The organism is Acidovorax radicis (genome assembly GCF_020510705.1).
Lineage (GTDB): Bacteria > Pseudomonadota > Gammaproteobacteria > Burkholderiales > Burkholderiaceae_C > Acidovorax > Acidovorax radicis_A.
In genome coordinates this window covers 2,059,128-2,081,044 of the sequence record NZ_CP075184.1, presented here as the reverse complement: position 1 = coordinate 2,081,044, position 21,917 = coordinate 2,059,128, and the positions used below count along the sequence as shown (strand labels likewise).

General features: G+C 63.1%; 20 protein-coding genes. 5 read left to right on the top strand and 15 right to left on the bottom strand.

All coding sequences use genetic code 11. From position 1 onward, the window contains the following. Nucleotides 1-206 precede the first annotated feature (206 nt). A complete protein-coding gene (locus tag KI609_RS09475) occupies nt 207-731 on the top strand; it encodes a DUF4124 domain-containing protein (RefSeq protein WP_226449418.1) in 525 nt (174 codons plus the stop codon). Between the two features lie 68 nt (nt 732-799). On the opposite strand, the gene KI609_RS09470 is transcribed toward KI609_RS09475, so the two are convergent. Both KI609_RS09470 and KI609_RS09465 read right to left on the bottom strand, forming a co-directional pair. Then, on the bottom strand, nt 800-1,213 hold the full coding sequence (locus KI609_RS09470; protein WP_226449416.1) for an RnfH family protein: 414 nt from the start codon (nt 1,211-1,213) through the stop codon (nt 800-802). Next, entirely contained in the window at nt 1,206-1,646 is a 441-nt protein-coding gene (locus KI609_RS09465; RefSeq protein ID WP_226449414.1) for a type II toxin-antitoxin system RatA family toxin, read from the bottom strand. The genes KI609_RS09470 and KI609_RS09465 overlap by 8 nt, the downstream gene beginning before the upstream one ends. 135 nt (nt 1,647-1,781) lie before the next feature. Between KI609_RS09465 and smpB the strand changes: the two genes are divergently transcribed. Next, nucleotides 1,782-2,255 carry an SsrA-binding protein SmpB gene (smpB, locus tag KI609_RS09460; RefSeq protein WP_226449412.1) on the top strand — a complete coding sequence of 158 codons (474 nt, stop codon included), beginning with the start codon at nt 1,782-1,784 and terminating at the stop codon, nt 2,253-2,255. Between the two features lie 86 nt (nt 2,256-2,341). Here the strand turns inward: smpB and KI609_RS09455 are convergent, their stop codons facing one another. Beyond that, a complete protein-coding gene (locus tag KI609_RS09455; RefSeq protein WP_413463394.1) occupies nt 2,342-2,545 on the bottom strand; it encodes an alpha/beta fold hydrolase in 204 nt (67 codons plus the stop codon). A gap of 268 nt (nt 2,546-2,813) precedes the next feature. Between KI609_RS09455 and KI609_RS09450 the strand changes: the two genes are divergently transcribed. The 3 genes from KI609_RS09450 to KI609_RS09440 are packed head-to-tail and all read left to right on the top strand — an operon-like array spanning nt 2,814 to nt 4,725. Continuing rightward, nucleotides 2,814-3,188 (top strand): hypothetical protein, encoded by a 375-nt coding sequence (locus tag KI609_RS09450; RefSeq protein ID WP_226449410.1) that lies wholly within the window; start codon nt 2,814-2,816, stop codon nt 3,186-3,188. Between the two features lie 35 nt (nt 3,189-3,223). Next, nucleotides 3,224-3,790, top strand: coding sequence for a sigma-70 family RNA polymerase sigma factor (locus KI609_RS09445; protein ID WP_226449408.1), 567 nt, complete (start codon nt 3,224-3,226; stop codon nt 3,788-3,790). Continuing rightward, nucleotides 3,787-4,725 carry an anti-sigma factor family protein gene (locus KI609_RS09440; RefSeq protein ID WP_226449405.1) on the top strand — a complete coding sequence of 313 codons (939 nt, stop codon included), beginning with the start codon at nt 3,787-3,789 and terminating at the stop codon, nt 4,723-4,725. Before KI609_RS09445 ends, KI609_RS09440 begins: the two co-directional genes overlap by 4 nt. A gap of 3 nt (nt 4,726-4,728) precedes the next feature. Here KI609_RS09440 and KI609_RS09435 read toward each other — a convergent pair whose 3' ends face one another. From KI609_RS09435 to KI609_RS09380, 12 genes are all read right to left on the bottom strand, one after another. Continuing rightward, nucleotides 4,729-5,826, bottom strand: a complete 1,098-nt coding sequence (locus KI609_RS09435) for an enoyl-CoA hydratase/isomerase family protein (protein WP_226449403.1) — start codon at nt 5,824-5,826, stop codon at nt 4,729-4,731. Then, nucleotides 5,823-6,698 (bottom strand): DMT family transporter, encoded by an 876-nt coding sequence (locus KI609_RS09430; RefSeq protein ID WP_226449401.1) that lies wholly within the window; start codon nt 6,696-6,698, stop codon nt 5,823-5,825. Before KI609_RS09430 ends, KI609_RS09435 begins: the two co-directional genes overlap by 4 nt. A gap of 152 nt (nt 6,699-6,850) precedes the next feature. Continuing rightward, the gene (gene typA, locus KI609_RS09425; RefSeq protein ID WP_226449399.1) at nt 6,851-8,674 is read right to left on the bottom strand and encodes a translational GTPase TypA; all 1,824 of its coding nucleotides are present in this window, start codon (nt 8,672-8,674) and stop codon (nt 6,851-6,853) included. After that, nucleotides 8,671-9,663 carry a tRNA pseudouridine(55) synthase TruB gene (truB, locus tag KI609_RS09420; protein WP_226449397.1) on the bottom strand — a complete coding sequence of 331 codons (993 nt, stop codon included), beginning with the start codon at nt 9,661-9,663 and terminating at the stop codon, nt 8,671-8,673. The genes typA and truB overlap by 4 nt, the downstream gene beginning before the upstream one ends. Nucleotides 9,664-9,665: 2 nt before the next feature. Continuing rightward, nucleotides 9,666-10,037 carry a 30S ribosome-binding factor RbfA gene (gene rbfA, locus KI609_RS09415; RefSeq protein WP_226449394.1) on the bottom strand — a complete coding sequence of 124 codons (372 nt, stop codon included), beginning with the start codon at nt 10,035-10,037 and terminating at the stop codon, nt 9,666-9,668. An 18-nt stretch (nt 10,038-10,055) separates the two neighbouring features. Next, nucleotides 10,056-12,929: a translation initiation factor IF-2 gene (gene infB / locus KI609_RS09410; protein ID WP_226449392.1), complete on the bottom strand. Its 2,874-nt coding sequence runs from the start codon at nt 12,927-12,929 to the stop codon at nt 10,056-10,058. A 24-nt stretch (nt 12,930-12,953) separates the two neighbouring features. Then, nucleotides 12,954-14,438: a transcription termination factor NusA gene (gene nusA / locus KI609_RS09405; RefSeq protein WP_226449390.1), complete on the bottom strand. Its 1,485-nt coding sequence runs from the start codon at nt 14,436-14,438 to the stop codon at nt 12,954-12,956. A 75-nt stretch (nt 14,439-14,513) separates the two neighbouring features. Beyond that, nucleotides 14,514-15,107, bottom strand: coding sequence for a ribosome maturation factor RimP (rimP, locus tag KI609_RS09400; protein WP_226449389.1), 594 nt, complete (start codon nt 15,105-15,107; stop codon nt 14,514-14,516). 335 nt (nt 15,108-15,442) lie between these two features. Then, the gene (locus KI609_RS09395; RefSeq protein ID WP_226449388.1) at nt 15,443-19,102 is read right to left on the bottom strand and encodes a DEAD/DEAH box helicase; all 3,660 of its coding nucleotides are present in this window, start codon (nt 19,100-19,102) and stop codon (nt 15,443-15,445) included. A gap of 158 nt (nt 19,103-19,260) precedes the next feature. After that, nucleotides 19,261-19,662 carry a thioredoxin family protein gene (locus KI609_RS09390; protein ID WP_226449387.1) on the bottom strand — a complete coding sequence of 134 codons (402 nt, stop codon included), beginning with the start codon at nt 19,660-19,662 and terminating at the stop codon, nt 19,261-19,263. Between the two features lie 81 nt (nt 19,663-19,743). Then, nucleotides 19,744-21,027: a c-type cytochrome gene (locus KI609_RS09385; protein ID WP_226449386.1), complete on the bottom strand. Its 1,284-nt coding sequence runs from the start codon at nt 21,025-21,027 to the stop codon at nt 19,744-19,746. A 14-nt stretch (nt 21,028-21,041) separates the two neighbouring features. Continuing rightward, on the bottom strand, nt 21,042-21,857 hold the full coding sequence (locus KI609_RS09380; RefSeq protein WP_226449385.1) for a c-type cytochrome: 816 nt from the start codon (nt 21,855-21,857) through the stop codon (nt 21,042-21,044). Between the last annotated feature and the right edge of the window lie 60 nt (nt 21,858-21,917).

Sequence of the window (21,917 nt, the reverse complement as noted above, 5' to 3'; positions counted from 1 at the left end):
ATTGTACCCGTGCCACGCGCCGTCAGCAGCGGGCACACGCATTCAGTTGGCGGTCCATATGAAAATCAGATCCGCTCGTCATTTGTCATATATCGCCCTGCGGCCGACATTCCCACTGACATGAAACCCCAGCGACGCGTTGTCCAAAGGCAACCCCGGCGCTCATACGCTGGCGGGTGACGAGCCGGACGGATAAACTCGTTCGCATGAAAATGCACAAGCTTCTGCTGCTGGCTGTGGCCTGCACCTGGGCCATGGGCGCAGCCGCCCAATGGCAGTGGATCGACAAGGACGGACGCAAGGTCTTCAGCGACCGCCCGCCACCACAGGAAATCCCTGACAAGAACGTTCTCAAACAGCCTGGCGGAAACCGCCCCGCCAACAGTTCGCGCGTAGCCGTGCCGGTGGACCCGGACGCGGCACCAACCGCGGCCGCCGCACCCAAACCGGCCGCCAGCGCTCCCGGCACTGGCAAAGACAAGGAGCTGGAAGAAAAGAAGGCCCAGGCAGAGGCCGCCGAAGCCGCTAAAAAGAAGGCAGAAGACGAAAAGGTGGCCAAGGCCAAGGCTGAAAACTGCACCCGTGCAAAGGCTGCGAAGGCCGCGTTTGATGCGGGCAAGCCCATTACCCAAGCAAATGCCCAAGGCGAACGCATATTCCTGGATGGACCGGCACGCGCTGCGGAAGCCAAACGGATTGACGGGATCGTCGCGTCAGACTGCGTGCGCTGATCCGCTGCGACCCACTGCGCGAGGATGTCCGGCACGGCTTGGCAGAACGCGCCCCAACAACTCGGCCATCAATAACCCGATTTACCTCCGTCCCGGCGGTTCGCAAACAGGCCGGTGGTTCGGGCGCCCTGGCGGGCAAACCGCTCCCGGCGAGCCACCTTGGGGTCTACGGTCAGTGGCCGATAGATCTCCAGTCGATCAAGATGCCCCAGCAATACATTGCGATCGACAACGCGGCCCCAAACACCCACAAGCACCGAGGGCGGCACTGCGTCACTGTGCCTTGGATTCTTCGACTGCAGCGTATCGCCACCAATAGCCGCTAACGAACCCAACGCATCCAGGGCGTCCCCTACTGTAGAGCCCACGGGCAGTTGCAAAACCTGCTCCTGGGTTTCTCGCGGGGCAACACACACAACCACCGTCACCTGCATCACCTGCGTCACCTGCAAAGGGGCCAGGCCCCGGGCCCTATCAGCCATAGACCTGCTCTGCCCGCTTCACGAAAGCATCGACCATGCTCCCGGCAATGCGGTCAAACACCGGCCCCACGAGCGCGGCCAGCGCGGCACTGGCAAACCCGTAGTTGAGAAGCAGCTCGACCTTGCACGCCCGCTGCGTGCCGTCACCGACCGGATAAAAATGCCAATCACCATCGAGCCGTGAAAACGGCCCCTTGACCAAATGCATCTGCACCCGCCGCCCCACTTCGTGCGTATTTTTGGTCACAAACGTTTGGTGGATGCCTCCAAGGGCAATACCCACCTCGGCGGTCATGCTGTCGGCCGTGCGCTCAAGCACGGCAGAGCGATCACACCACGGTAAAAACTGGGGGTATTGCTCCACGCCAGTGACCAGCGCAAACATTTCTTCAGGGCTATACCAGATCAGGACGGACTTTTGGACGGTTTTCATGCAGACAGGGATTCTGGCCATCGCAACGCGGTCAACGAAGTTCGACTGCCAGAGGAAATTAGAATCACGTGAGCCAGACCACGACAATTGTAGGGAGGCCTTTCAACTCCCGGTTTGCGCCGCATCTAATTCCCCATGGCCAAAAAACCCGATCCTACTGCCCGCATTGCCGACAACAAGAAAGCGGCCTACAACTATTTCTTCGAGGAACGCTACGAGGCGGGCATGGTGCTGCACGGCTGGGAGGTCAAGGCGCTGCGCGAAGGCAAGGTGCAGCTGACCGATGGGTATGTGCTGATTCGCGAGGGCGAGCTATTCCTGCTCGGCTGCCAGATCAATGCGCTCAAGACCGCCTCCACCCATGTCAGCCCCGAAGCTGCGCGCACCAAAAAACTGCTACTCAGGAAGGCCGACATTGAGCACCTGATTGGCAAAGTGGAGCAAAAAGGCTTCACCCTGGTGCCCTTGAACCTGCACTGGAAAAATGGTTTCGTGAAATGCGAAATCGCTTTGGCGAAAGGCAAGGCCGAGCACGACAAACGCGACACCATCAAGGACCGCGAAGGCAAACGCGAGGTGGAGCGCGCCATGAAGAGCCGCAGCCGCTGATGAGAAGGGCTTTGCAGGCCCGTCCTTACCCCCGGCTGCAATGGCGAGTTTGAAGCGCTTACCTATGCCACGCCCTTGTACTCAACTCACATCTTGACCCGTGTGGCTAAAGCGCGGCCTGATGCTTCAATCGGCACGATCTGATCGCCATCGCCGTGGATGACCAACCTGGGCACGTCGAAGCTCTTGAGGTCCTCGGTGAAGTCTGCGGCCGAGAACGCTGCAATAGAGTCGTAGGTGTTCTTAGGCCGTCCAGCATGCCCTGGTGCAAGAACGACTGGACGGAGCAAGGCGCGACGGGCGTCGGCATGCTCGCAGGGCTGACCCCTCCGCTCTGCTTGGGTGAACTTCCCGAAGAAATCTCGATGCAAGCGCAAGCCCCCTGGGGTCAATGCGGGTGCGTGGGCGACACGCCGAACCAAAGTAAGCACAGCCCCAACCGTCAACTGGCAGAATTTATTAGGTACCTACGGGAATAAACCGCCATGCCTCTGTGTTTATGCAGGTGCAAGGCAAGCATTGGTGCCCGCCTGCACCCACCACACCCTGGAGAAACCCATGAAGAAATTTGTATCGATGGCTGCAGCACTCGTCGCCGTGGCTGGCATGGCTGGCTGCGCTGCCATGTCCGAAGCGCCCGTAAAGGCCATGGATGGCGTACTCGTTGGCGCCAGCGGCATGACGCTTTACACCTTTGACCGCGACGCAGCAGGCAGCGGCAAATCCGTGTGCAACGGCCCTTGCGCCACCAACTGGCCGCCGCTCATGGCCAGCAAGGCACCCGACAGCAACTACAGCATCGTGACCCGTGACGACGGAAAAACCCAACTGGCGTACAAGGGCAAGCCTCTGTATTTTTGGGCCAAGGACGCAAAACCCGGCGACAAGACCGGCGACGGTGTGAACCAGGTCTGGCACGCGGCGCGTCCTTAAGCGCTGGCACGGCTGCAGCCCCCCCTGCCCACCACATGAACCGCAACCAGGTCATCGAGCAATTGCCTGGCTTGCGCAGATATGCGCGGGTGCTGACCGGTGACGCCTGGGCCGCCGACGATCTGGTGCAGGACACGCTGGAGCGCGCCTGCAGCAAATGGCTGCTGTGGCGCACAGGCACAGATCTGCGGGCCTGGTTGTTCACGTTGATGCACAACCTGTACCTCAACCAGCGCCGTGGCGCACCGATGTTGGCATCGGTGGACATCGACGACATCAAAGACCATTTCGCTGGAGCACCCAACCCCACGGACGACGCGCTGGACCTGCAGCGTTGCCTGCAGCGTTTGCCCGCAGAGCAACGGGCCGTATTGCTGCTGGTGGCCATGGAGGACATGAGCTATGAGGACACGGCACGCGTCCTCTCGATCCCTTTGGGCACCGTCATGTCACGCCTGTCACGGGCCCGTGCGCGCCTGCGCGGGCTGATGGATCACACCACACCATCAGCTGCTGCGCCCAACCCTGCGCCCACCCCAGGCCCCGAGCCAGCCCCGATGGAACAGCCAGCGCGTACCGCCTCTTTGCGCCGACTCAAATGACCCACCGTCTCGCACCCTCCGTATCCCCACGCACCCCGCCGTTGGAACATACCGACGATCAAGCCGCGTGGCACGCCCTGGCAGACGGCCGCCTCACCCCTGCCGAGGCCGCCACCTTGCGCACCCAGTTACAGGGAAACTCCGCTGCGCTCGAATCCATCGATCAGTGGCAGAAACAACGGCAGCAGTTACAGGCACTGCACACCGACATGCTCGACGCCCCAGTGCCAGAGATGCTGCGGGCCAGCGCGCTGCGCACGGCCCATCGCAAGGCGCAGCAAATGCAGCGGTGGCGCTGGGGAGGCATGGCTGCCTCGGTATTCATGGCGTTTGCATTGGGATGGGCGGGCCACGGCCAATGGTCGGGCGGCACCCTCCAGCTGGGGTCCGGCAAACCGGCGTCTGGTGGCCCCAGTGTCCTGGTGGCGGCAACGGCCCAGCGTTTTGCCGAGCAGGCAGCGGTAGCCCATGCCGTGTACCAGCCCGAAGTACGCCACCCCGTCGAGGTTGGTGCCGCGCAGCAGGACCATCTGGTCCAGTGGCTGTCCAAACGGCTCGACAGGCCCCTCAAAGTGCCCGTGCTCACCCCGTTGGGCTACGAGCTGGTGGGTGGACGCCTGTTGCCGGGCGACACCGGCGCGCGGGCGCAGTTCATGTACCAAAATGGCGCGGGCCAGCGCATCACCCTGTATATGGGGGCATTGGCGGGCGCCGCTGCCTCCCCTGCGGCAACGGCTGCTGGCTCGTCGACAACAAACCCGCCTCTGCAATCAGCGCAGCCCGCCCCCGCAACAGCGTTTCAGTTCACCAGCGAAGGCCCGGTGCCTGGGTTTTATTGGGTGGATGCAGGCTTCGGCTACGCACTCAGTGGGCAGCTGTCTCGCGCGCAATTGCTTGCGCTGGCCACCGCGGTGTACCCACAGATACAGCGCTGACCGTCAGGCGAGCTGCGCCAAGGGGTGTGCGTGGGTCGGCCAAGGGCTGACAAAAAACGGCGCCACCATCTCGGGCGTCACATCCTCGATGCGGCCGGGGTTCCATTGCGGCGCATGGTCCTTGTCCACGGCCAGAGCACGGATGCCCTCCACTGTCTCGCTCTGCCCGGGGCGCAAAAAGAAACAGTGGCGCACCATGTCGCGCTCCATGCGCAAGTCGTCGGCCAGGCCCATGCCACGGGCGCGGCGGATTTGCTCCAGCACCACATGCAGCATCAGCGGCGAGCGCTTGCGCAGCGTAGCGGCCGTGGCGCGTGCCCAGTCGGTGTCGGCAGCCTCCAGCGCAGCGACGATCTCACCCACGGTAGGAAGCGAAAAATATTGATCAATTTGGCCTCTAACGCTTGACTGCAAAGCGTTAGCAGCTATTAATTTAGAAGCAACAAAGTCTTTGGCGGCGCCACCGCTGGCAAAGCCCTGCGTGCCCAACGCTTCCCACACGGCAGCTTGCTGGTCGGCAGGCAGACAGCCGTCGGCCAACTGGTTCTCGATGGCATCACCGGCACCAATGGCGTCACCGGTCAGCGCCAGCCATTCACCCACACGGCCTGGGCAGCGGCTCAGAAAGTACCCTCCGCCCACATCGGGGAACAGACCAATGGCCGTCTCGGGCATCGCCATCTTTGTGCGCTCGGTCACCACACGCAACGCAGCGCCCTGGCTGATGCCCATCCCGCCACCCATCACGATGCCATCCATGAACGCGATGTAGGGCTTGCCGTAGTTATGAATCAGGTGGTTGAGCGCGTACTCCTCGGTAAAGAAGTCCTCGATCAACGGGTTGCCCTGGCTGCCCGCCTGGTGCAGAAAGCGAATATCGCCCCCTGCGCAAAAGGCGCCAAATGGGCCTTCCTTGTTGCTGCCGCGGATCGCCACGGCCAGCACATGGGCATCGTTCTGCCAGGCGAGCAGCGTGCCCATCAGGGCCCGCACCATGCCCAGCGACAACGCATTGAGCGCGCGCGGGCGGTTCAGCGTGATGAAACCAACCTGTCCACGCACTTCGCTCAGGACCTCAGATACCCCTGTCGTCTCCGTCATTTTTGTTCCTTCCAACCTAACAGTTCATTAAAAACCAGCGCACCAATGACCAACACGCCGCCGGTGAGCACGGCCGCGCCGGGCTTCTCACCTGCCCCCACCCATGCCAGCAAGATACCGAAAATCACTTCCAGCAAACCCAGCAGAGCCATCTCGGGGGCCTTGAGCACGCGCCCACAGCGCACCGCCAGCACACACGGGATCGCCAATTGCACCACGCCCAGCAACGCCAGCAACACAAGGTCATGCAAGGATGCCTGAAACGGCAGGGCCAGCGGCAGAGTGGCAATGACCGAAAGCACCGCCCCCACCAACACCGCAGGCACCAGATCCACCGAGTGACCGTGCCGCTGCGAATGCTGCACCACGGTCCAGTTGATGGCAGCCGCCACCGGAACACACAGCGCCACCAGCGTCCCGGCCACCGGCAGGCCCGCCATTTGCGAGCCATACATCCACGCAATGCCCAGGCCCGCCACGGCGATGGCGGCCCAGGTGCGCGGGGCAATATGGTGGCCGATAAAGACACGCGCAAACAGCGCGGTGAGCAGCGGGCCCACCGCCATGGTGACCAGCACATTGGCCACCGGCATCAGCATGATCGCCACCATGAAGGCGGTGAACATCACGCTCCAGCACACACCCGAAATCCACAGGGAGCGGCCGCTGTGGCGCATGGACACAAACACGGTCCGTCCCTGCAAGGTCGGCAGAATCACCAGCAGTGCGAGCACCGTGAAGAAGCTGCGCCAGAAAGTCACTTCAAAGCTGCGAGCGTGCTCCAGATGGCGCGTGACCACACCCGCAATGGACCACATGAGGGTGACCGCCACCATCAGAACAACCGCGCGGGAATGCGTGAGCTTCAACATGGGAATCTGCAAGACAAGGGGAGCAACATGGAAAAAAGGCCACCGCAATGCAGTGGCCCTTCGGGTCGCGCAGCAAGAACCAAAGGGCCCTTGCGCGCACAACGGCTACCGGATCAAGCCGCCACAAAGGCGACGCTCTCCGGCAAGCCCGCTCAGGAGCGGCCTGCGCGCTTGCGGTCGCTTTCCTTGAGGTGGCGCTTGCGGATGCGGATCGACTTGGGCGTGATTTCGACCAGTTCGTCGTCCTCGATGAACTCCACCGCGTATTCCAGCGTGGCATCGATGGGCGGCGTGATCTTGATCGCGTCTTCCTTGCCGGAGACGCGGAAGTTGGTCAGCTGCTTGGTACGCGTGGCATTCACCACCAGGTCGTTGTCACGGCTGTGGATGCCCACAATCATGCCTTCGTACACCGGGTCGTTCGCCTTCACGAACATGCGGCCACGGTCGTCCAACTTGCCCAGGGCGTAGGTGAAGATTTCACCATCGTCCATCGAGATCAGCACACCGTTCTTGCGACCGCCAATATCGCCCTTATGCGGCTCGTAGCTGTCGAAGATGTTGGCGATCAAGCCCGAACCACGCGTTAGATTCAGGAATTCGTTCGTGAAGCCGATCAGGCCACGCGCAGGAATGCGGTACTCCAGGCGCACGCGGCCACGGCCGTCCGGCTCCATGTTCACCAGCTCGCCCTTGCGCTCGCCCAGGGCCTGCATCACGCCACCCTGGTGGGCTTCTTCGATGTCGGCGGTAACCAGCTCGATAGGCTCGTGCTTTTCGCCATTGATGTCCTTGAACACCACGCGGGGCTTGGACACGGCCAGTTCATAGCCTTCACGGCGCATATTTTCGAGCAAGATGGTCAGGTGCAATTCGCCACGACCCATCACTTCGAAGATACCTTCCTCGTCGGTTTCCTTCACACGCAGGGCCACATTGTGTTGCAGCTCCTTTTGCAGGCGGTCCCAGATCTGGCGGCTGGTCACAAACTTGCCTTCACGGCCGGCCAGCGGGCTGGTGTTCACGCAGAAGTTCATGGTCAGGGTGGGTTCGTCCACCTTGAGCATGGGCAGCGGCGCGGGGTTCACCGGGTCGGTGATGGTGACGCCAATACCGACGTCGGCAATACCGTTGATCAGCACGATTTCGCCAGGGCCGGCTTCGGTCGCCTGCACACGATCGAGCCCCTGGAACGTCAGCACCTGGTTGACACGGCCCTTCACGGCTTTGCCATCCGGGCCTTCCATGACCAGCACATCCATCATGGGCTTGATGGTGCCCTGGCTGATGCGGCCCACGCCGATGCGGCCCACGAAGGTAGAGAAATCGAGTGCGGAGATCTGCAGCTGCAGCGGGGCGGCTGGGTCACCCGTCTGCGCGGGCACATGCTTGAGCACGGTGTTGAACAATGCAGACATGTCAGGGCCCCACTGTTCGCCAGGTGCGCCTTCTTCCAGAGAAGACCAGCCATTGATGCCCGAGGCATACACCACGGGGAAGTCGAGCTGCTCGTCGGTAGCACCCAGTTTGTCGAACAGGTCGAAGGCAGCGTTGACCACCTTGTCGGGGTTGGCACCTGGCTTGTCCACCTTGTTCACCACCACGATGGGCTTCAAACCGAGGGCCAGCGCCTTCTTGGTCACAAAGCGCGTCTGGGGCATGGGGCCTTCTTGCGCGTCGATGAGCAGCACCACACCGTCCACCATGGACAGCGCGCGCTCCACTTCTCCGCCGAAGTCGGCGTGACCGGGGGTGTCCACGATGTTGATGTGGGTGCCTTCCCAGCTCACGGCACAGTTCTTGGCCAGAATCGTGATGCCACGCTCTTTTTCAATCGCGTTGTTGTCCATCACCGTGTCAACCACTTTTTCGTGGTCGGCGAAGGTGCCGGACTGGCGCAGCAGTTGGTCGACCATGGTGGTCTTGCCGTGGTCAACGTGGGCAATGATGGCGATATTGCGGATTTGTTTAGTCATAGTTTTTCCAATGTACCGCTGGCTTTCAGGTGCGGCGTGCCTTCCAAGATTTGTTGAATTTCCAGCGGACTCAGGAGCCTGTCCGGCACCAGCTCCCCGCCAACGATGTGACCGACCCCAAGCAACGCTGGGGGTGTTTCTCCAAAGACCGCGACAGCGCTGGCATCCGGCCAGTCCCCGCGCCGCCGCACGCCCGACAGGAACCGCGCCGCATTGTCGCTGTCCAGCGTGACACGCACGTGATGCACCAGCAGCGATTCAGGCGCCTCCAGGCAGGCCAGGCGCTCTGCTTCGGGCAGGGCTTCGAGCTGAGCGAGCGTGATGCAGCGCTCCACACCAATACCGCCGGTATCGATGCGGCGCAAAAACGTCAGGTGGGCGCCACATCCGAGCGCCGCACCGATGTCTTCACCCAGTGTACGGATGTAAGTGCCCTTGCTGCAGGTCACTATTATTTTGATAGCAGGTTGCGCTTGATCTGTATGGGCCAACGCCAGTTTTAATGCATGAATGACCACGTTGCGCGCCTCGCGCTCCACGGTCACGCCGGCGCGGGCGTACTCATACAGTGCCTTGCCGTCTTTCTTGAGCGCACTGTGCATGGGTGGCACCTGGCTCAACGGGCCCGTGAACTGCTGCTGCACTGCGGCAAGGCGTTCAACGGTCAGCTGATCGGGGGCGATTTCGCAGCGCTCGACCACGTCACCTTCGGCATCGCCGGTCGTGGTGGTGGTGCCGAGCAAAGCCACCGCTTCGTAGGTTTTGGGCGCATCCAGCTGCAACTGGCTGAACTTGGTGGCCGCGCCAAAACACAGCGGCAACACCCCGGTGGCCAGTGGATCGAGCGTACCCGTATGGCCCGCCTTTTCGGCGCGCAGCAGCCATTTCGCCTTCTGCAAGGCGTCATTGCTCGAGAGTCCGAGCGGTTTATCGAGCAGCAACACCCCATGCACAGGGCGCCGCTGCACCCTGGTGCGTGGCGCGTTCATGGTTAGTCTTCTTGAGCGCGCGAGGAAACAGCCTTGGCGATCAAGGCGTTCATATCTGCCGCACGCTCGGAGGTACGGTCGAACAAGAAGTGCAGCGTGGGCACCGTGTGGATGTGCAAACGCTTGAACAACCCATTGCGCAGGAACCCCGCAGCCTGATTGAGCGCCGCCTGCGTTTCCACAGGGTCGCCTGTCAGCAGGCTGAAGAACACCTTCGCATGGGCATAGTCAGGGGTGACCTCCACGCCCTGCAGCGTCACCATGCCCACGCGCGGGTCTTTCAACTCGCGCGCGATCAACTCCGTCAGATCGCGCTGGATCTGGTCGGCCACTTTGAAGGCGCGGTTGGGTGTGGAGGACTTCTTTGCAGCCATGTCGTCTTCGTCGAAGCCTTACAGCGTCCGCGCGATTTCCTTGATATCAAAGAACTCGAGTTGATCGCCTTCCTTGATGTCGTTGTAGTTCTTGAGCTTGATACCGCACTCGAAGCCTTCCTTGACTTCCCGGACATCGTCCTTGAGGCGCTTGATCGAATCGACTTCGCCCGTGTAGACAACGACGTTGTCGCGCAGCAAACGGAAGCGTGCATTGCGATGGACCATGCCCGACGTGATGTACGAGCCGGCAATCGTGCCTATCTTGGTCGCCACGAACACCGTGCGGATCTCGGCCGTGCCGATGACTTCCTCGCGCTGCTCAGGAGCCAGCATGCCGGACATCGCCACGCGCAACTCATCCACAGCGTCATAGATGATGCTGTAGTAGTGCAGGTCCACGCCATTGCCTTCGGCCAGCTTGCGCGCACCGGCATCGGCACGCACGTTAAAGCCAATAACGATGGCCTTGGAGGCAATCGCCAGGTTGATATCCGACTCGCTGATACCGCCCACGCCGGTATATACCAGCTGCACCTTGACCTCGTCGGTCGAGAGCTTGAGCAGCGATTGCGACAGCGCTTCCTGCGAACCCTGCACGTCGGCCTTGACGATGATGGGCAGATGCTTGATCTCGCCCGCCGTCATGTCGGCAAACATGTTTTCGAGCTTGGCGGCCTGTTGGCGTGCCAGCTTGGTATTACGGAACTTGCCAGCGCGGTAGGTAGCTACTTCACGGGCACGACGTTCGTCGGTGAGCACCATGAACTCGTCGCCTGCCTGTGGCACTTCGGTCAGGCCCTGGATTTCGACCGGAATCGAAGGTCCTGCCGTTTTGGCCGTTTTTCCGTTTTCGTCCAGCATGGCGCGCACGCGGCCATAGGTCTGGCCAGCCAACACCACGTCGCCCACCTTCAGCGTGCCCGATTGCACCAGCACGGTGGCCACAGGACCACGGCCCTTGTCGAGCTGCGCTTCGATGACAAGGCCCTTGGCCAGTGCATCCACCGGCGCCTTGAGTTCCATCACTTCAGCCTGCAGCAGCACCTGTTCCAACAGGTCGTCGATGCCCATGCCGGTCTTGGAAGACACGGCAATAAAAGGCGAGTCACCACCGTATTCTTCAGGCACCACCTGCTCGACCACCAGCTCCTGCTTGACGCGTTCAAGATTGGCATCGGGCTTGTCGGCCTTGGTGATGGCAACCACGATGGGAACGCCAGCAGCCTTGGCGTGCTTGATAGCCTCACGGGTCTGGGGCATGACACCATCGTCCGCCGCCACCACCAGAATTACGATGTCGGTGGCCTGGGCACCACGGGCACGCATGGCCGTGAAGGCCTCGTGACCGGGGGTATCAAGGAACGACACCATGCCGCGTGGAGTTTCCACGTGGTAGGCACCAATGTGCTGCGTAATGCCGCCCGCTTCGCCCGCTGCGACCTTGGCACGGCGAATGTAGTCGAGCAGCGAGGTCTTGCCGTGGTCGACGTGACCCATCACGGTCACCACAGGAGCGCGTGGCAGCACTTCAATGTTCTGATGTGCGGCCTCTTCGTCAGCGAAAGCTTCCGGATCGTCGAGCGCAGCCACCAGGGCCTTGTGCCCCATTTCCTCCACCACGATCATGGCGGTGTCCTGATCGAGAGGCTGATTGATGGTGACCATCTGGCCCATCTTCATCAGCGTCTTGATGACTTCAGACGCCTTGATCGACATCTTGTGCGCCAGCTCTGCCACCGTGATCGTTTCGGGCACGTGCACTTCAATAATGCGCGCTTCCACCGGTGCGGACTGGTGGTGATCGTCACGTTGATCGCGGTTGTCGCCACGACGGCCACGTGGGCCACCGCGCCAGTTGTTACGCCCGACACCGCCACTGCTATCGCCGCGGGTCTTGATTTCTTTCTTCTTGGCCGTGTCGCCCGCCCAGCTGGAAGACAGCTTGGCAGATTTGACTTCCTTGCCTGCACCGGGGGCACCGGCGCCTGCGCCTGCAGCCGCTGGCGCACCAGCGCGCGCCACCCCCGTACCCACAGCGGGTTTGTGCAACGTGCCCTTTTTGGCGTCTCCCGCAGGGGCTGCTTTAGCCACAGGCTTGGGTTCTTCAGGCTTCTTGGCCACCATGACCGCCTTCTTGGGCGTGGCCATCATGGAGCGAATGGCAGCGGCTTCGGCCTCGGCCTTGCGGCGACGGGCGTCCAGATCAGCAGCACGGGCCGCCTCTTCGTCGGAGCGCGCCTTGGACTCAGCGGCGGCCTTTTCGCGAGCCTCCACCTGCGCGGCGTTGCGCGCTGCTGCCTCGGCAGCCTGCTCGCGGGTCGCTTCTTGCTTCACTGCGGAGGCCTGGGCCTTCTTACCGGCCTCCTGGGCTGCGTAGGCTGCGGCACGCTCTTCGGCTTCACGCTCACGCGTTTCGCGTGCTTCGCGCTCAGCACGCTTTTCGGCCAGTTCGGCCTCCTGGCGGCGAATCAACTCGGCCTGGCGACGCGCCTCTTCCTCGCGGCGAGACAGCTCCTGGTCTTCGCTAGACACTGCGGGCTCAGCCACTGAAGACGCCGCGACAGACTCCACAGGGCTTTCGACCTCGTCATCACGCTGGATGAATGTGCGTTTTTTGCGCACTTCCACCTGGATGGTGCGTGCCTTGCCGGTCGCATCCGCCTGCTTGATTTCGCTGGTGGATTTTTTCACCATCGTGATCTTCTTGCGGTCGGCCGAAGCGGTGCCATGGCTGGCTTGCAGATAGACAAGCAGCTTTTGCTTGTCTGACTCGGTCAACACGTCAGACGGGGCAGCCTTGCCCACGCCCGCAGCCTTGAGCTGGTCGAGCAGGGTTTCAGGCGATTTTTTGAGTTCGGTGGCGAACTCGGCGACAGTATTACTGGACATATTTGGTTCGTGCCTCCCTGACCTTTACTCTTGCCCCGCGAACCAATGTTCGCGCGCCTTCATGATCAAGGCTTTGGCTTCTTCTTCAGACTGTCCGGTCAGGTCGGTCAGTTCATCAATGGCCAGATCGGCCAGGTCGTCACGTGTATGCACACCACCTTCAGCCAATTTGGCAATCAGCTCGGGGGTGAGGCCTTCGAGGTCGCGCAGATCCTGAGAGATCTGGTCCACGCTTTCTTCGCGGGCAATTTCCATAGTGAGCAGCGCATCCTTGGCGCGGGCTCGCAATTCATTGACGGTGTCTTCGTCAAATGATTCGATTTCCAGCATTTCCTGCAGCGGCACATAGGCCACTTCTTCCAGGGTATTGAAACCTTCGGAAATCAGGATGTCGGCAATTTCTTCGTCGACGTCGAGTCGCTCCATGAACAGCTTGCGGGCCGTGTCGGTCTCGCTGGCCTGCTTTTGCGCCGATTCGGCGGCGTCCATGATGTTGATCTTCCAACCCGTGAGGTCGGAAGCGAGGCGCACGTTCTGGCCACCACGGCCAATGGCAATCGCGAGGTTTTCCTCGTCCACCACCACGTCCATGGCGTGTTTTTCCTCGTCCACCACGATGGACGACACGTTGGCCGGGGCCAGCGCACCGATCACGAATTGGGCCGGGTCTTCGGACCACAACACGATGTCCACGCGTTCGCCAGCGAGTTCGTTGGTCACTGCATTCACACGGGTGCCACGCACGCCGACACAGGTACCGATGGGGTCCACGCGCTTGTCATGGCTGAGCACAGCAATCTTGGCGCGGGAGCCGGCGTCACGGGCACAGCTCTTGATCTCCAGCAGGCCCTGCTCGATCTCGGGTACTTCCTGGCGAAATAACTCGACCATGAATTCCGGGGCCGAACGCGAAAGGATGATGGGTGCGCCGCGCAGCGACAGGTCCACCTCCATGATCATGGCGCGCACACGGTCGCCACTGCGCAGGTTCTCCTTCGGGATCATCTCGCTGCGACGCAGGCGGCCTTCCACACGGCCGGATTCGACAATGATGTCGCCCTTGTCCATGCGCTTGACGGTGCCCGTGAAGATGCGCTCGCCGCGCGACATGAAGTCGTTGAGCAGCATTTCACGCTCAGCGTCGCGGATCTTCTGCAGGATGACCTGCTTGGCCGCCATGGCGCCAATACGGCCGATAGGCACGGATTCGACGCTTTCTTCGATGTACTCGCCGACTTCGATGTCCGCAATGCGATCTTTCGCATCCATCAGCAATTCTTCGGCCTCAGGATTTTGCAGACCAGCATCGTCCGGCACCACCAGCCAGCGGCGGAAAGTCTCGTAATTGCCGCTATCGCGATCAACGGACACGCGAATGTCCACATCGCCTTGGTACAGCTTTTTGGTAGCCTGGGCCAAGGCCGCCTCCACGGCGCCCAAGACCACGTCAAGCTCCACGTTCTTTTCGCGCGAAATGGCCTCAACCAACATCAACAATTCGCGATTCATGCGACGACTCTCCTATTTCAATCACCCGAAGGTAGTGGCCACACACCGCGGCATCCACCCAATTCATTCAGCGACTCAGGCGGGTGCTGCCCCTGCCTTGCCCGCACGCCCCTTGAAATCCACGATCGGTGCCAAACGGGCATCCCTCAGTTCATCCAGGGTAAAAGTCATGGCCTGCAACGGGGCTGGCACACGTTTTTTGCTAACCCTTTGGCCTGGCTTGACCGGCGGCTCATCGCTCCAGACGATCTGCCAGCCTCCAGCCTCGGCCCGCTCCAGCGTGCCGCGAAATTTTTTGCGGGTCGCATTGACTTGCCCTGCCGCTGCGACACCGATTGGCGCCTTCAGTGTGATGTCAATGATCGATCCCTCAAAGCGCACAAAATCTTGGTCATGGCGCAAGGGGCGATCAATACCGGGTGACGAAACTTCCAGGCGCTTGTACTCAACGCCGTCCACTTCCAACGAAAACTGCAACTGGCGCGTCACCTTCTCGCAGTCTTCCACCGTAATGAACTGATCAAGCACTGGCGCGGGCGCATCGGCGGCCGGCGGCACCCAAGGCAAGTCGATAGTGACACGCAACAACCCACCGGCAGAGCGCTCTATCTCTACCAGGTCATACCCCAGGCCCGTCACAATTTGTTCAACGACTTGCTGCAATGCCACGTGTTCAGTTCAATCCCGGAAAAACAAAAAACCCGATAACCCCCGGAGACTTCCCCGACAGCTTCGAGCTCGAAAAGCAAGCGACCAAAAAAAACGGGCGGTTGGTACCCGCCCGATTGGTCGTGAGCTTTGCATTGTAACGCGTAAAGCATTGCTTTGCAAAGGTCAAGTGTGCCAAACACGCCTTGCGATGTTGTTTGTGTGCCAGCGTGCCGCACGGGCGGTGCACCCCATGGCGCACGCCATGGGACGCGGTAGGTACAAGCAGAAAAGACAATGCACAAAATCGGCTCCAGCGCTTTATGGTCAAGCGCATACAGCTATGACTATGATAGCTACGATAGCGGCTTGAGCAACTGCGCAATGTCATCTTCACTGAACAAGGGCTCTTTGCGCCCCGCCGCGCCGCTGTACAGGCTGTCCGCCAGTTGCGCCTTGCGCTCTTGCAGCGCCAGGATGCGTTCTTCAATGGTGCCTTGCGCCACCAGCTTGATCACCCACACGCTCTGCGTCTGGCCGATGCGATGGGCCCGGTCGGTGGCCTGGTTTTCGGCCGCCGGGTTCCACCACGGGTCGTAATGGATCACGGTGTCGGCCTGGGGCAAGTTGAGCCCTACCCCGCCCGCCTTGAGGCTGATCAAGAACAGCGGCACCTGCCCGCTGGTGAACTGCTCGATGATCGCGTCGCGCCGCTGGCTTTGCCCGGTGAGCTTGACCCACGGCAGCCCACGTTTCTTCAGTTCGGCTTCGATCAGCGTGAGCATGTTGGTGAACTGCGAGAACAACAAAATCCGCCGCCCCTCGGCCAGCATCTCGGGCAACAGCGTCATGAGTTGTTCCAGCTTGGCCGACCCTTTGACCTTGCGCGCCGCATCGAGCGGCACCAGTTGGGGGTCGCAACACACCTGGCGCAGCTTGAGCAGTGCATCCAGGATGGTGATCTGCGACTTGGCAAGCCCTTTGCTCTGCAGCGCCTCGCGCACGGCCTTTTCGGTGCCCAGGCGAATGGTTTCGTAGAGGTCGGCCTGCGCACCGCTCAGCGCTACCGGCATGACCGACTCGACCTTGGGCGGCAGCTCGCTGGCCACCAGCGCCTTGGTACGGCGCAACATGAACGGTGTGATGCGTGCGCGCAGTTGGGCCAAACGCGTGGTGTCACCCTGCTTTTCGATGGGATTGCGGAACACTTCCGTGAAGCGCTGCTGGCTCCCCAGAAAACCCGGCATCAAAAAGTGAAAAAGGCTCCACACCTCGCCCAGATGGTTCTCCATGGGTGTGCCCGACAGGCACAGCCGGTGGCGCGCCGACAGCTGCCCCACCACCTGCGCGGCGTGGGTGCTGGCGTTTTTGATGTTTTGCGCTTCGTCGAGCACCACGAGGTGCCAGGTCTGCGCCAGCCAGCGCTCGCGATCACGGTGCAGCAATGAATAGGGCGCAATCACGATGTCGTGGTCGGCCAGCGCACCTGCGGCGTGGTGGCGGTCTGCTCCATGCAGCACCAGGCAGCGCAGCCCAGGGCAAAACCGCGCCGCCTCGCGGGCCCAGTTGCCCATGAGGCTCACGGGCGCAATGATCAGCGCGGGATCGGTCAAGCGCCCCGCGTCTTTCTCGACCTGGATGTGGGCCAGGGTCTGCAGCGTCTTGCCCAGCCCCATGTCGTCCGCCAACACACCGGCCAGCCCGTGGGTGCGCAAGAACTGCAACCAGTTCAAGCCCTGCGCCTGGTAGGGGCGCAGCGTGGCGTGAACCCCTGCAGGCACGGGCACCACGGGCAACGTGGTGTCGCCGTGCAACTGCGACAGCAATGCGCGCAAGGTATCCAGCCCTTGCCACACCGCGCCTTCGCCCAGACGGCCCAGCGCAGCGCTGGTGCGCAGTGCTTCCATGCGCGAAAGCCGCAGGCTGTCGCCGGAGAAGTCGTGCGCGCGGTCGCCCACCAGCTCCAGCAGCGCGGCCATCCAGGGCCGCAATGCGTCGGTGGGCAGGCGCACAAATCCCGCATCGCCCAGTGCGCGAAGGTAAACATAAGGAGGCAGGCTCGGCTGCCCCGTGACCGGGTCGGCAGGCTGCGCGGCCGCTGCGGCAATCAACATCGGCAACAGGGGCAGGATGTTGTGGCGCACGCCGTTGATCTCTACCCCCAGCGACAGTGCAAACCACGGCGCCGTGGTGTGGCTGCTGGCCGTGTTGGCACCGCCGCCCGCGCCTCCAGCAGCCCCCACACCACTGGCATCACCCTGCGGCAGCAAAACCGCATCCAGCACGTCGGCGTGGGTAATCCAGCCGTTCAGCGCCGCATCCAGCGACACCTCAAAACCCGCCTCGCGAAACACGCTGAAGTGGTTGTCCACCCAGTGCATCCAGTCGTTTTGCGATTGCTCACCGGGGATGCCGAACAGACCGTCATCGGTGGCCAGCAGGCCCAGGTCCATCAGGCCTTCGATGGCCTTCAATTCAGCCCGTGCGTCGCGCTGCAGCAGCTCCTGGGTGCCATCGGGCGCTGAAACGAGCACCTCCAGCGGCTCACCAGACCACCAGCCTATGCGGTGGGATTCGAGCGACCCGACCCGCGCCGCCGCATCGGCGCCCCGGTAGTCAAACCGCAGTTGGGCGGTGAGCAAGCCAAGGTGGGGCACATCAGCCTCGGCCACTGGCGCGATGTGCAGCCGAGCGACCGGTTTGACACGCGGCAGCCGCTGCACGGACGGCACCACGGGCGGCAAGGGCAACACACCGCCCAGGCGCGAGGCAATCTGCGCCTGATAGCGCTGCAGGGCCGCTGCGCTTAGCGCGGGTGTTCGCAGCAGCACCGCCAGCTGCGCGGAGCTCAGGCCCTCGGCAAGCACGGGGCCACACAGGCCGCGTTCAATGTCTATATACAGCGGCGGCTGGTTGACGCACAACAAGGCGCTGGGGTGTGGCAGGCGGGCGCCCAGCGCCCAGTGGGTATCGTCATCGGTGCCATGGTTGGTATCCGGCAGACGGTTCGCAGAGGCCGTTGAGGGCACGGCGCCCCAGGCCCATCTGATGGCCAGCGGCTCGCCCCACTGCAGCGCCTGCCCCACGCTGGGCCCCTCTTCTTCTGCAAAAAGAAAACCCGTGCTGGCCGCCAGTTGCAGAGCCTGCAAGCCCAGTGGCCCCTGCAGCACGGCGCAGGGCAACGACTGGTGCATGGCGTAATACGGGCTGTGAGCATCCGCCCCCATGCCCCCAAGCAGTTGCAGCACCTGGCGCTCGGCCTCGCCAGCGCGGTCGTAGGCGGCCTGCCCCGGTGCGGGCGTGTTGCGCACGGGCTTGGGCTTGATCCAGCCGCCCGTGGCTTTGGGGTATGACACCACGGCCTGCAGCTGAAGCTCGGGCAAGGCGGGTGGTTGGCCTGCGCTGGCTGGGGCCCCCCGGTACGCAAGCCGGTACGCGGGCCGGTTCACCACCTGGCTTTGGACTGACAGCAAAAAAACATACTGCTCAGGCCGCGCCGCGCTCACCCCTGCGCGCGGCGGCTTGCCTGCCCGCAATGCAGCGCCGGGTGCCGCCACTGCGTTGTCCCATTCGCGCAGCCAGTGTTCAAGCTGCGCATCGGCCTCGGCACGGGCCGCTGCTTGCTGGCGGGCCTGCAGATCAGGGGCTCGGCCTTTCGCGGGTGGTGCGCGTGAAACCTTGGCCATGGCCGGGGCAGCACCAGCGGGCGCGGCGTCTTGCAAAGCCGTCAAGGTGAGCGCCACCGCGTGTTTGCACTCGGCGCCGACGGGGCAACTGCAATCCCCCAACCAGTCGCTGAGTGTCGATTTCGCATCAAAGGCCAACTGCACTACCACGTCATAAGGCGTGTGCGCCGTGCCCTGCACCTGCCCATGGATGCGCCACCGGTTTGTGGCCAGCGGCTCCATCGACAGCACCGTGACGCTGTCGCTGTTCGCCAGCCCGCGCCCACGCGTCCAGGCGCCGGGGTCGCACAGTGCCTGCAGCGCCTTCAAAGGAAAAGAGGGGAATGACATTGCAAGAAATGTATCAAAAGTGCCTCTTGCGCTTTACAGCAAAGCGCAAGCAGCTATCAATAGATGAGTGAAGGCGGAACGGGCAATTGCGCTGGGTGCGCTCATCGCGCCCAACAACCCCGCTGGCTGGCGGGACAGAAGCAGTCAGCCAGACCTTCTCAGCCGCCGCGGGCTGTGCGCACGCGCTCGAACACACCCTGTGCCTCGCCCCCCACACCCGCTGCGGCCGGCGCGGCGGCCTGCAGGCTGGTCAACAAACGCGCCAGCACCGGCGCCTGCGGCAGCAGCGGCCCTAGAAACAGCGCTTGCCGGCCGTTGGCAATCAACAGCGTGGGGAAGGTCTCCACATCGAGATCGCCCGCAATGTCCGAGTCGTCCTCGATGTCCACCCATTCAAAACGCACACCGGGGTGCGCGCGGGCCAGTTCGTCAAAAAGGGGGCGGTACACGCCACAAGTGCCACACCAACCCGCACACAGACACACCACCCACCAATCCTGCGGGGCAGAGGGCGAAGTGGCGCCGGGGGCAAGGTGGGGCAACGTGGCCGGGCTTTCCATGACAACGACTCCTGGGTCATCCGCAACGGGGCAGCGGTTTGCGCAGGGGGGCGCAAAAAACCTCGGCAGTTGCTTTTTTATCTACAAGCCGCGCCGCTCGCGGGCGCGGTAAGCCTCGATGGTACCCACACCAGCCGCCTGGTTGCCCCAGCTGTTGCGAACAAAGGTGGCCACGGCCGCCACTTCTTCGTCTGTCAGCAATTGCTGAAACGGCGGCATGCCATGGGGGCGTGGGTTGCCTGCGGTGGCTGGCAGGTAGCCGCCCTGCAGCACCACACGCAAGAGGTTGGTCGGGTCGGCCAGCACCACCGCCCGGTTGCCGGCCAGCGCGGGGAATGCACCGGCTTCGCCCAGGCCCTTGTCGCCGTGGCATTGCGCACATTGCTGCTCATACACCTTGCCACCACGCGCCATGGCAGAGGCCAGGGGCGCGGGCTGCGTCGCAGGGGCTGCTGCGCCTGGCTGCTGCGGCAGGGCCTGCAAGTAAATGGCCATGGCACGTGCGTCCGCATCTGTCAGGTACTGCGTGCTGCGGAACACCACCTCAGCCATGGGGCCCAGCACCGACCCGTGGGGCGCCACGCCTGTTGTCAGCAAGGCCACCACATCCTCGGTGCGCCATTCCTTGACGCCAGCCTCTTTGGCCGCGTTGAGCGCGGGCGCGTACCAGTTCTGCACAGGGATCAGCCCGCCCGTGAAAGCCTTGGCGTCCGTGGTGGCGCCCAGCGCGTTGCGCGGTGTGTGGCAGGCCGTGCAATGGCCCAGGCCGTTGACCAGATAGGCGCCCCAGTTGTACTCGGCGGTTTGCGTGGGGTCGGGCTTGGGTGTGGCAGGCGCAAAGAACAGCGCACGCCACACGCCCAGTGCCGCCTGTGTGTTGTAGGGGAAGCGCAGCGCGTGCGCGCGGTTGGCATCGGCAGCAGCAGGCACGCTTTGCAAATAGGCAAAGAGCGCATCCGAATCCTCGCGCGAAACCTGGGTGTAGTTGGGGTATGGGAAGGCGGGGTACAACAACCGCCCGTCCTTGCTGCGGCCATGGTGCATGGCGCGCCAGAACTCGGCCGAGGTCCAGGCGCCAATACCGTGGCTCTTGTCGGGCGTGAGGTTGGCGCTGTGCACCACGCCAAACGGCGTTTCGATGCCGCGCCCGCCGGCAAACGGCGCCCCGCCCTGCGTGGTGTGGCAGGCCATGCAGTTGCCGACGCGGGCCAGGTATTCGCCGCGCGCCACCAATTCGGGTGTGGTTTGCAGCGTCTTGCTGGCAGGCAGCGGCTCTTCGCCGCGCAGGTTCAAGGTGACCAGTGCGGCGGCTGTGATGCCCAGGGCCGCCAGTGCGGAAGAAATGGTCCAGAGGATGCGTTTCATGGGGGCACCCTTTCTCAACGTGCAGCCGCCACAGCGGCAACCGGCACCTCGGCCACGCCACCGCAACGGGCGGGCATGGCGGCGGGCAGTGTGCGTGCGGGCTTGCCACCCGCTGCCACGGGCTGGGCGGCCAGCCAGGCAGAGACAGCACTCACCTCATCAGGCGTGAGCTGCCGGGCGATGTCGGCCATGCAGTCGGGCACGTGGGCGCGGCGCTGGCCGGTCTTCCACGCACCCAGCTGGCTGTTGAGGTAATCACGCGGCAGGCCCAACAGGCCCGGAATCGACGGTGCGACGCCCGTCATGGCGCTGCCGTGGCACGACACGCAGGCCGGAATGCGGCGCGTGGCGTCGCCCTGCTGCACCAGCTGGCGCCCCTGCTCCAGGGCAGCGGCCGGCGCCTGGGGCGCGGGCGGCGGCGGGTACGGCAGGTCCAGCGCGGCAAAGTGCTCGGCCATTTCGCGCAGGTAGTCGTCGGTCAGATGTTCGATGAGGTAGGTCATCTGCGGGTAGCTGCGCCGCCCATCCCGAAAGTTGAGCAGCTGGTTGGCCAGGTAGCCCGCCGGCTTGCCAGCGATGCGCGGAAAGTAGCCATCGGGCGTGGCCCGGCCTTCCTTGCCGTGGCAGGCAGTGCAGGCCAGTACGCGCGACGCCATGGACGACGCGGGCACCGTGGCCGCAGTGGCTGCGGTGGCCACGGGGGTTGCAGGGGCGGCGCTGGCAGGCACCGTCTGGGCCACAGCACCAGCGCTCAAGGCCAGTGCCAACAGGGCAGTGGCCGCAGGCAGGCGGAGAACGGGGCGCAGCAGGCTGCGCAGGCAATCGATCATGGGGTTTTATCAGTAGGGGAACGGCCGGCTGGCACACATCAGGGCGGACACCAGCACACG

What these genes read in the sequence shown, in the direction of transcription:
- KI609_RS09475 (WP_226449418.1), top strand. Translation starts at nt 207, where the DNA reads ATGAAAATGCACAAGCTTCTGCTGCTGGCTGTGGCCTGCACCTGGGCC.
- KI609_RS09470 (WP_226449416.1), bottom strand. Translation starts at nt 1,213, where the DNA reads ATGGCTGATAGGGCCCGGGGCCTGGCCCCTTTGCAGGTGACGCAGGTG.
- KI609_RS09465 (WP_226449414.1), bottom strand. Translation starts at nt 1,646, where the DNA reads ATGAAAACCGTCCAAAAGTCCGTCCTGATCTGGTATAGCCCTGAAGAA.
- smpB (WP_226449412.1), top strand. Translation starts at nt 1,782, where the DNA reads ATGGCCAAAAAACCCGATCCTACTGCCCGCATTGCCGACAACAAGAAA.
- KI609_RS09450 (WP_226449410.1), top strand. Translation starts at nt 2,814, where the DNA reads ATGAAGAAATTTGTATCGATGGCTGCAGCACTCGTCGCCGTGGCTGGC.
- KI609_RS09445 (WP_226449408.1), top strand. Translation starts at nt 3,224, where the DNA reads ATGAACCGCAACCAGGTCATCGAGCAATTGCCTGGCTTGCGCAGATAT.
- KI609_RS09440 (WP_226449405.1), top strand. Translation starts at nt 3,787, where the DNA reads ATGACCCACCGTCTCGCACCCTCCGTATCCCCACGCACCCCGCCGTTG.
- KI609_RS09435 (WP_226449403.1), bottom strand. Translation starts at nt 5,826, where the DNA reads ATGACGGAGACGACAGGGGTATCTGAGGTCCTGAGCGAAGTGCGTGGA.
- KI609_RS09430 (WP_226449401.1), bottom strand. Translation starts at nt 6,698, where the DNA reads ATGTTGAAGCTCACGCATTCCCGCGCGGTTGTTCTGATGGTGGCGGTC.
- typA (WP_226449399.1), bottom strand. Translation starts at nt 8,674, where the DNA reads ATGACTAAACAAATCCGCAATATCGCCATCATTGCCCACGTTGACCAC.
- truB (WP_226449397.1), bottom strand. Translation starts at nt 9,663, where the DNA reads ATGAACGCGCCACGCACCAGGGTGCAGCGGCGCCCTGTGCATGGGGTG.
- rbfA (WP_226449394.1), bottom strand. Translation starts at nt 10,037, where the DNA reads ATGGCTGCAAAGAAGTCCTCCACACCCAACCGCGCCTTCAAAGTGGCC.
- infB (WP_226449392.1), bottom strand. Translation starts at nt 12,929, where the DNA reads ATGTCCAGTAATACTGTCGCCGAGTTCGCCACCGAACTCAAAAAATCG.
- nusA (WP_226449390.1), bottom strand. Translation starts at nt 14,438, where the DNA reads ATGAATCGCGAATTGTTGATGTTGGTTGAGGCCATTTCGCGCGAAAAG.
- KI609_RS09395 (WP_226449388.1), bottom strand. Translation starts at nt 19,102, where the DNA reads ATGTCATTCCCCTCTTTTCCTTTGAAGGCGCTGCAGGCACTGTGCGAC.
- KI609_RS09390 (WP_226449387.1), bottom strand. Translation starts at nt 19,662, where the DNA reads ATGGAAAGCCCGGCCACGTTGCCCCACCTTGCCCCCGGCGCCACTTCG.
- KI609_RS09385 (WP_226449386.1), bottom strand. Translation starts at nt 21,027, where the DNA reads ATGAAACGCATCCTCTGGACCATTTCTTCCGCACTGGCGGCCCTGGGC.
- KI609_RS09380 (WP_226449385.1), bottom strand. Translation starts at nt 21,857, where the DNA reads ATGATCGATTGCCTGCGCAGCCTGCTGCGCCCCGTTCTCCGCCTGCCT.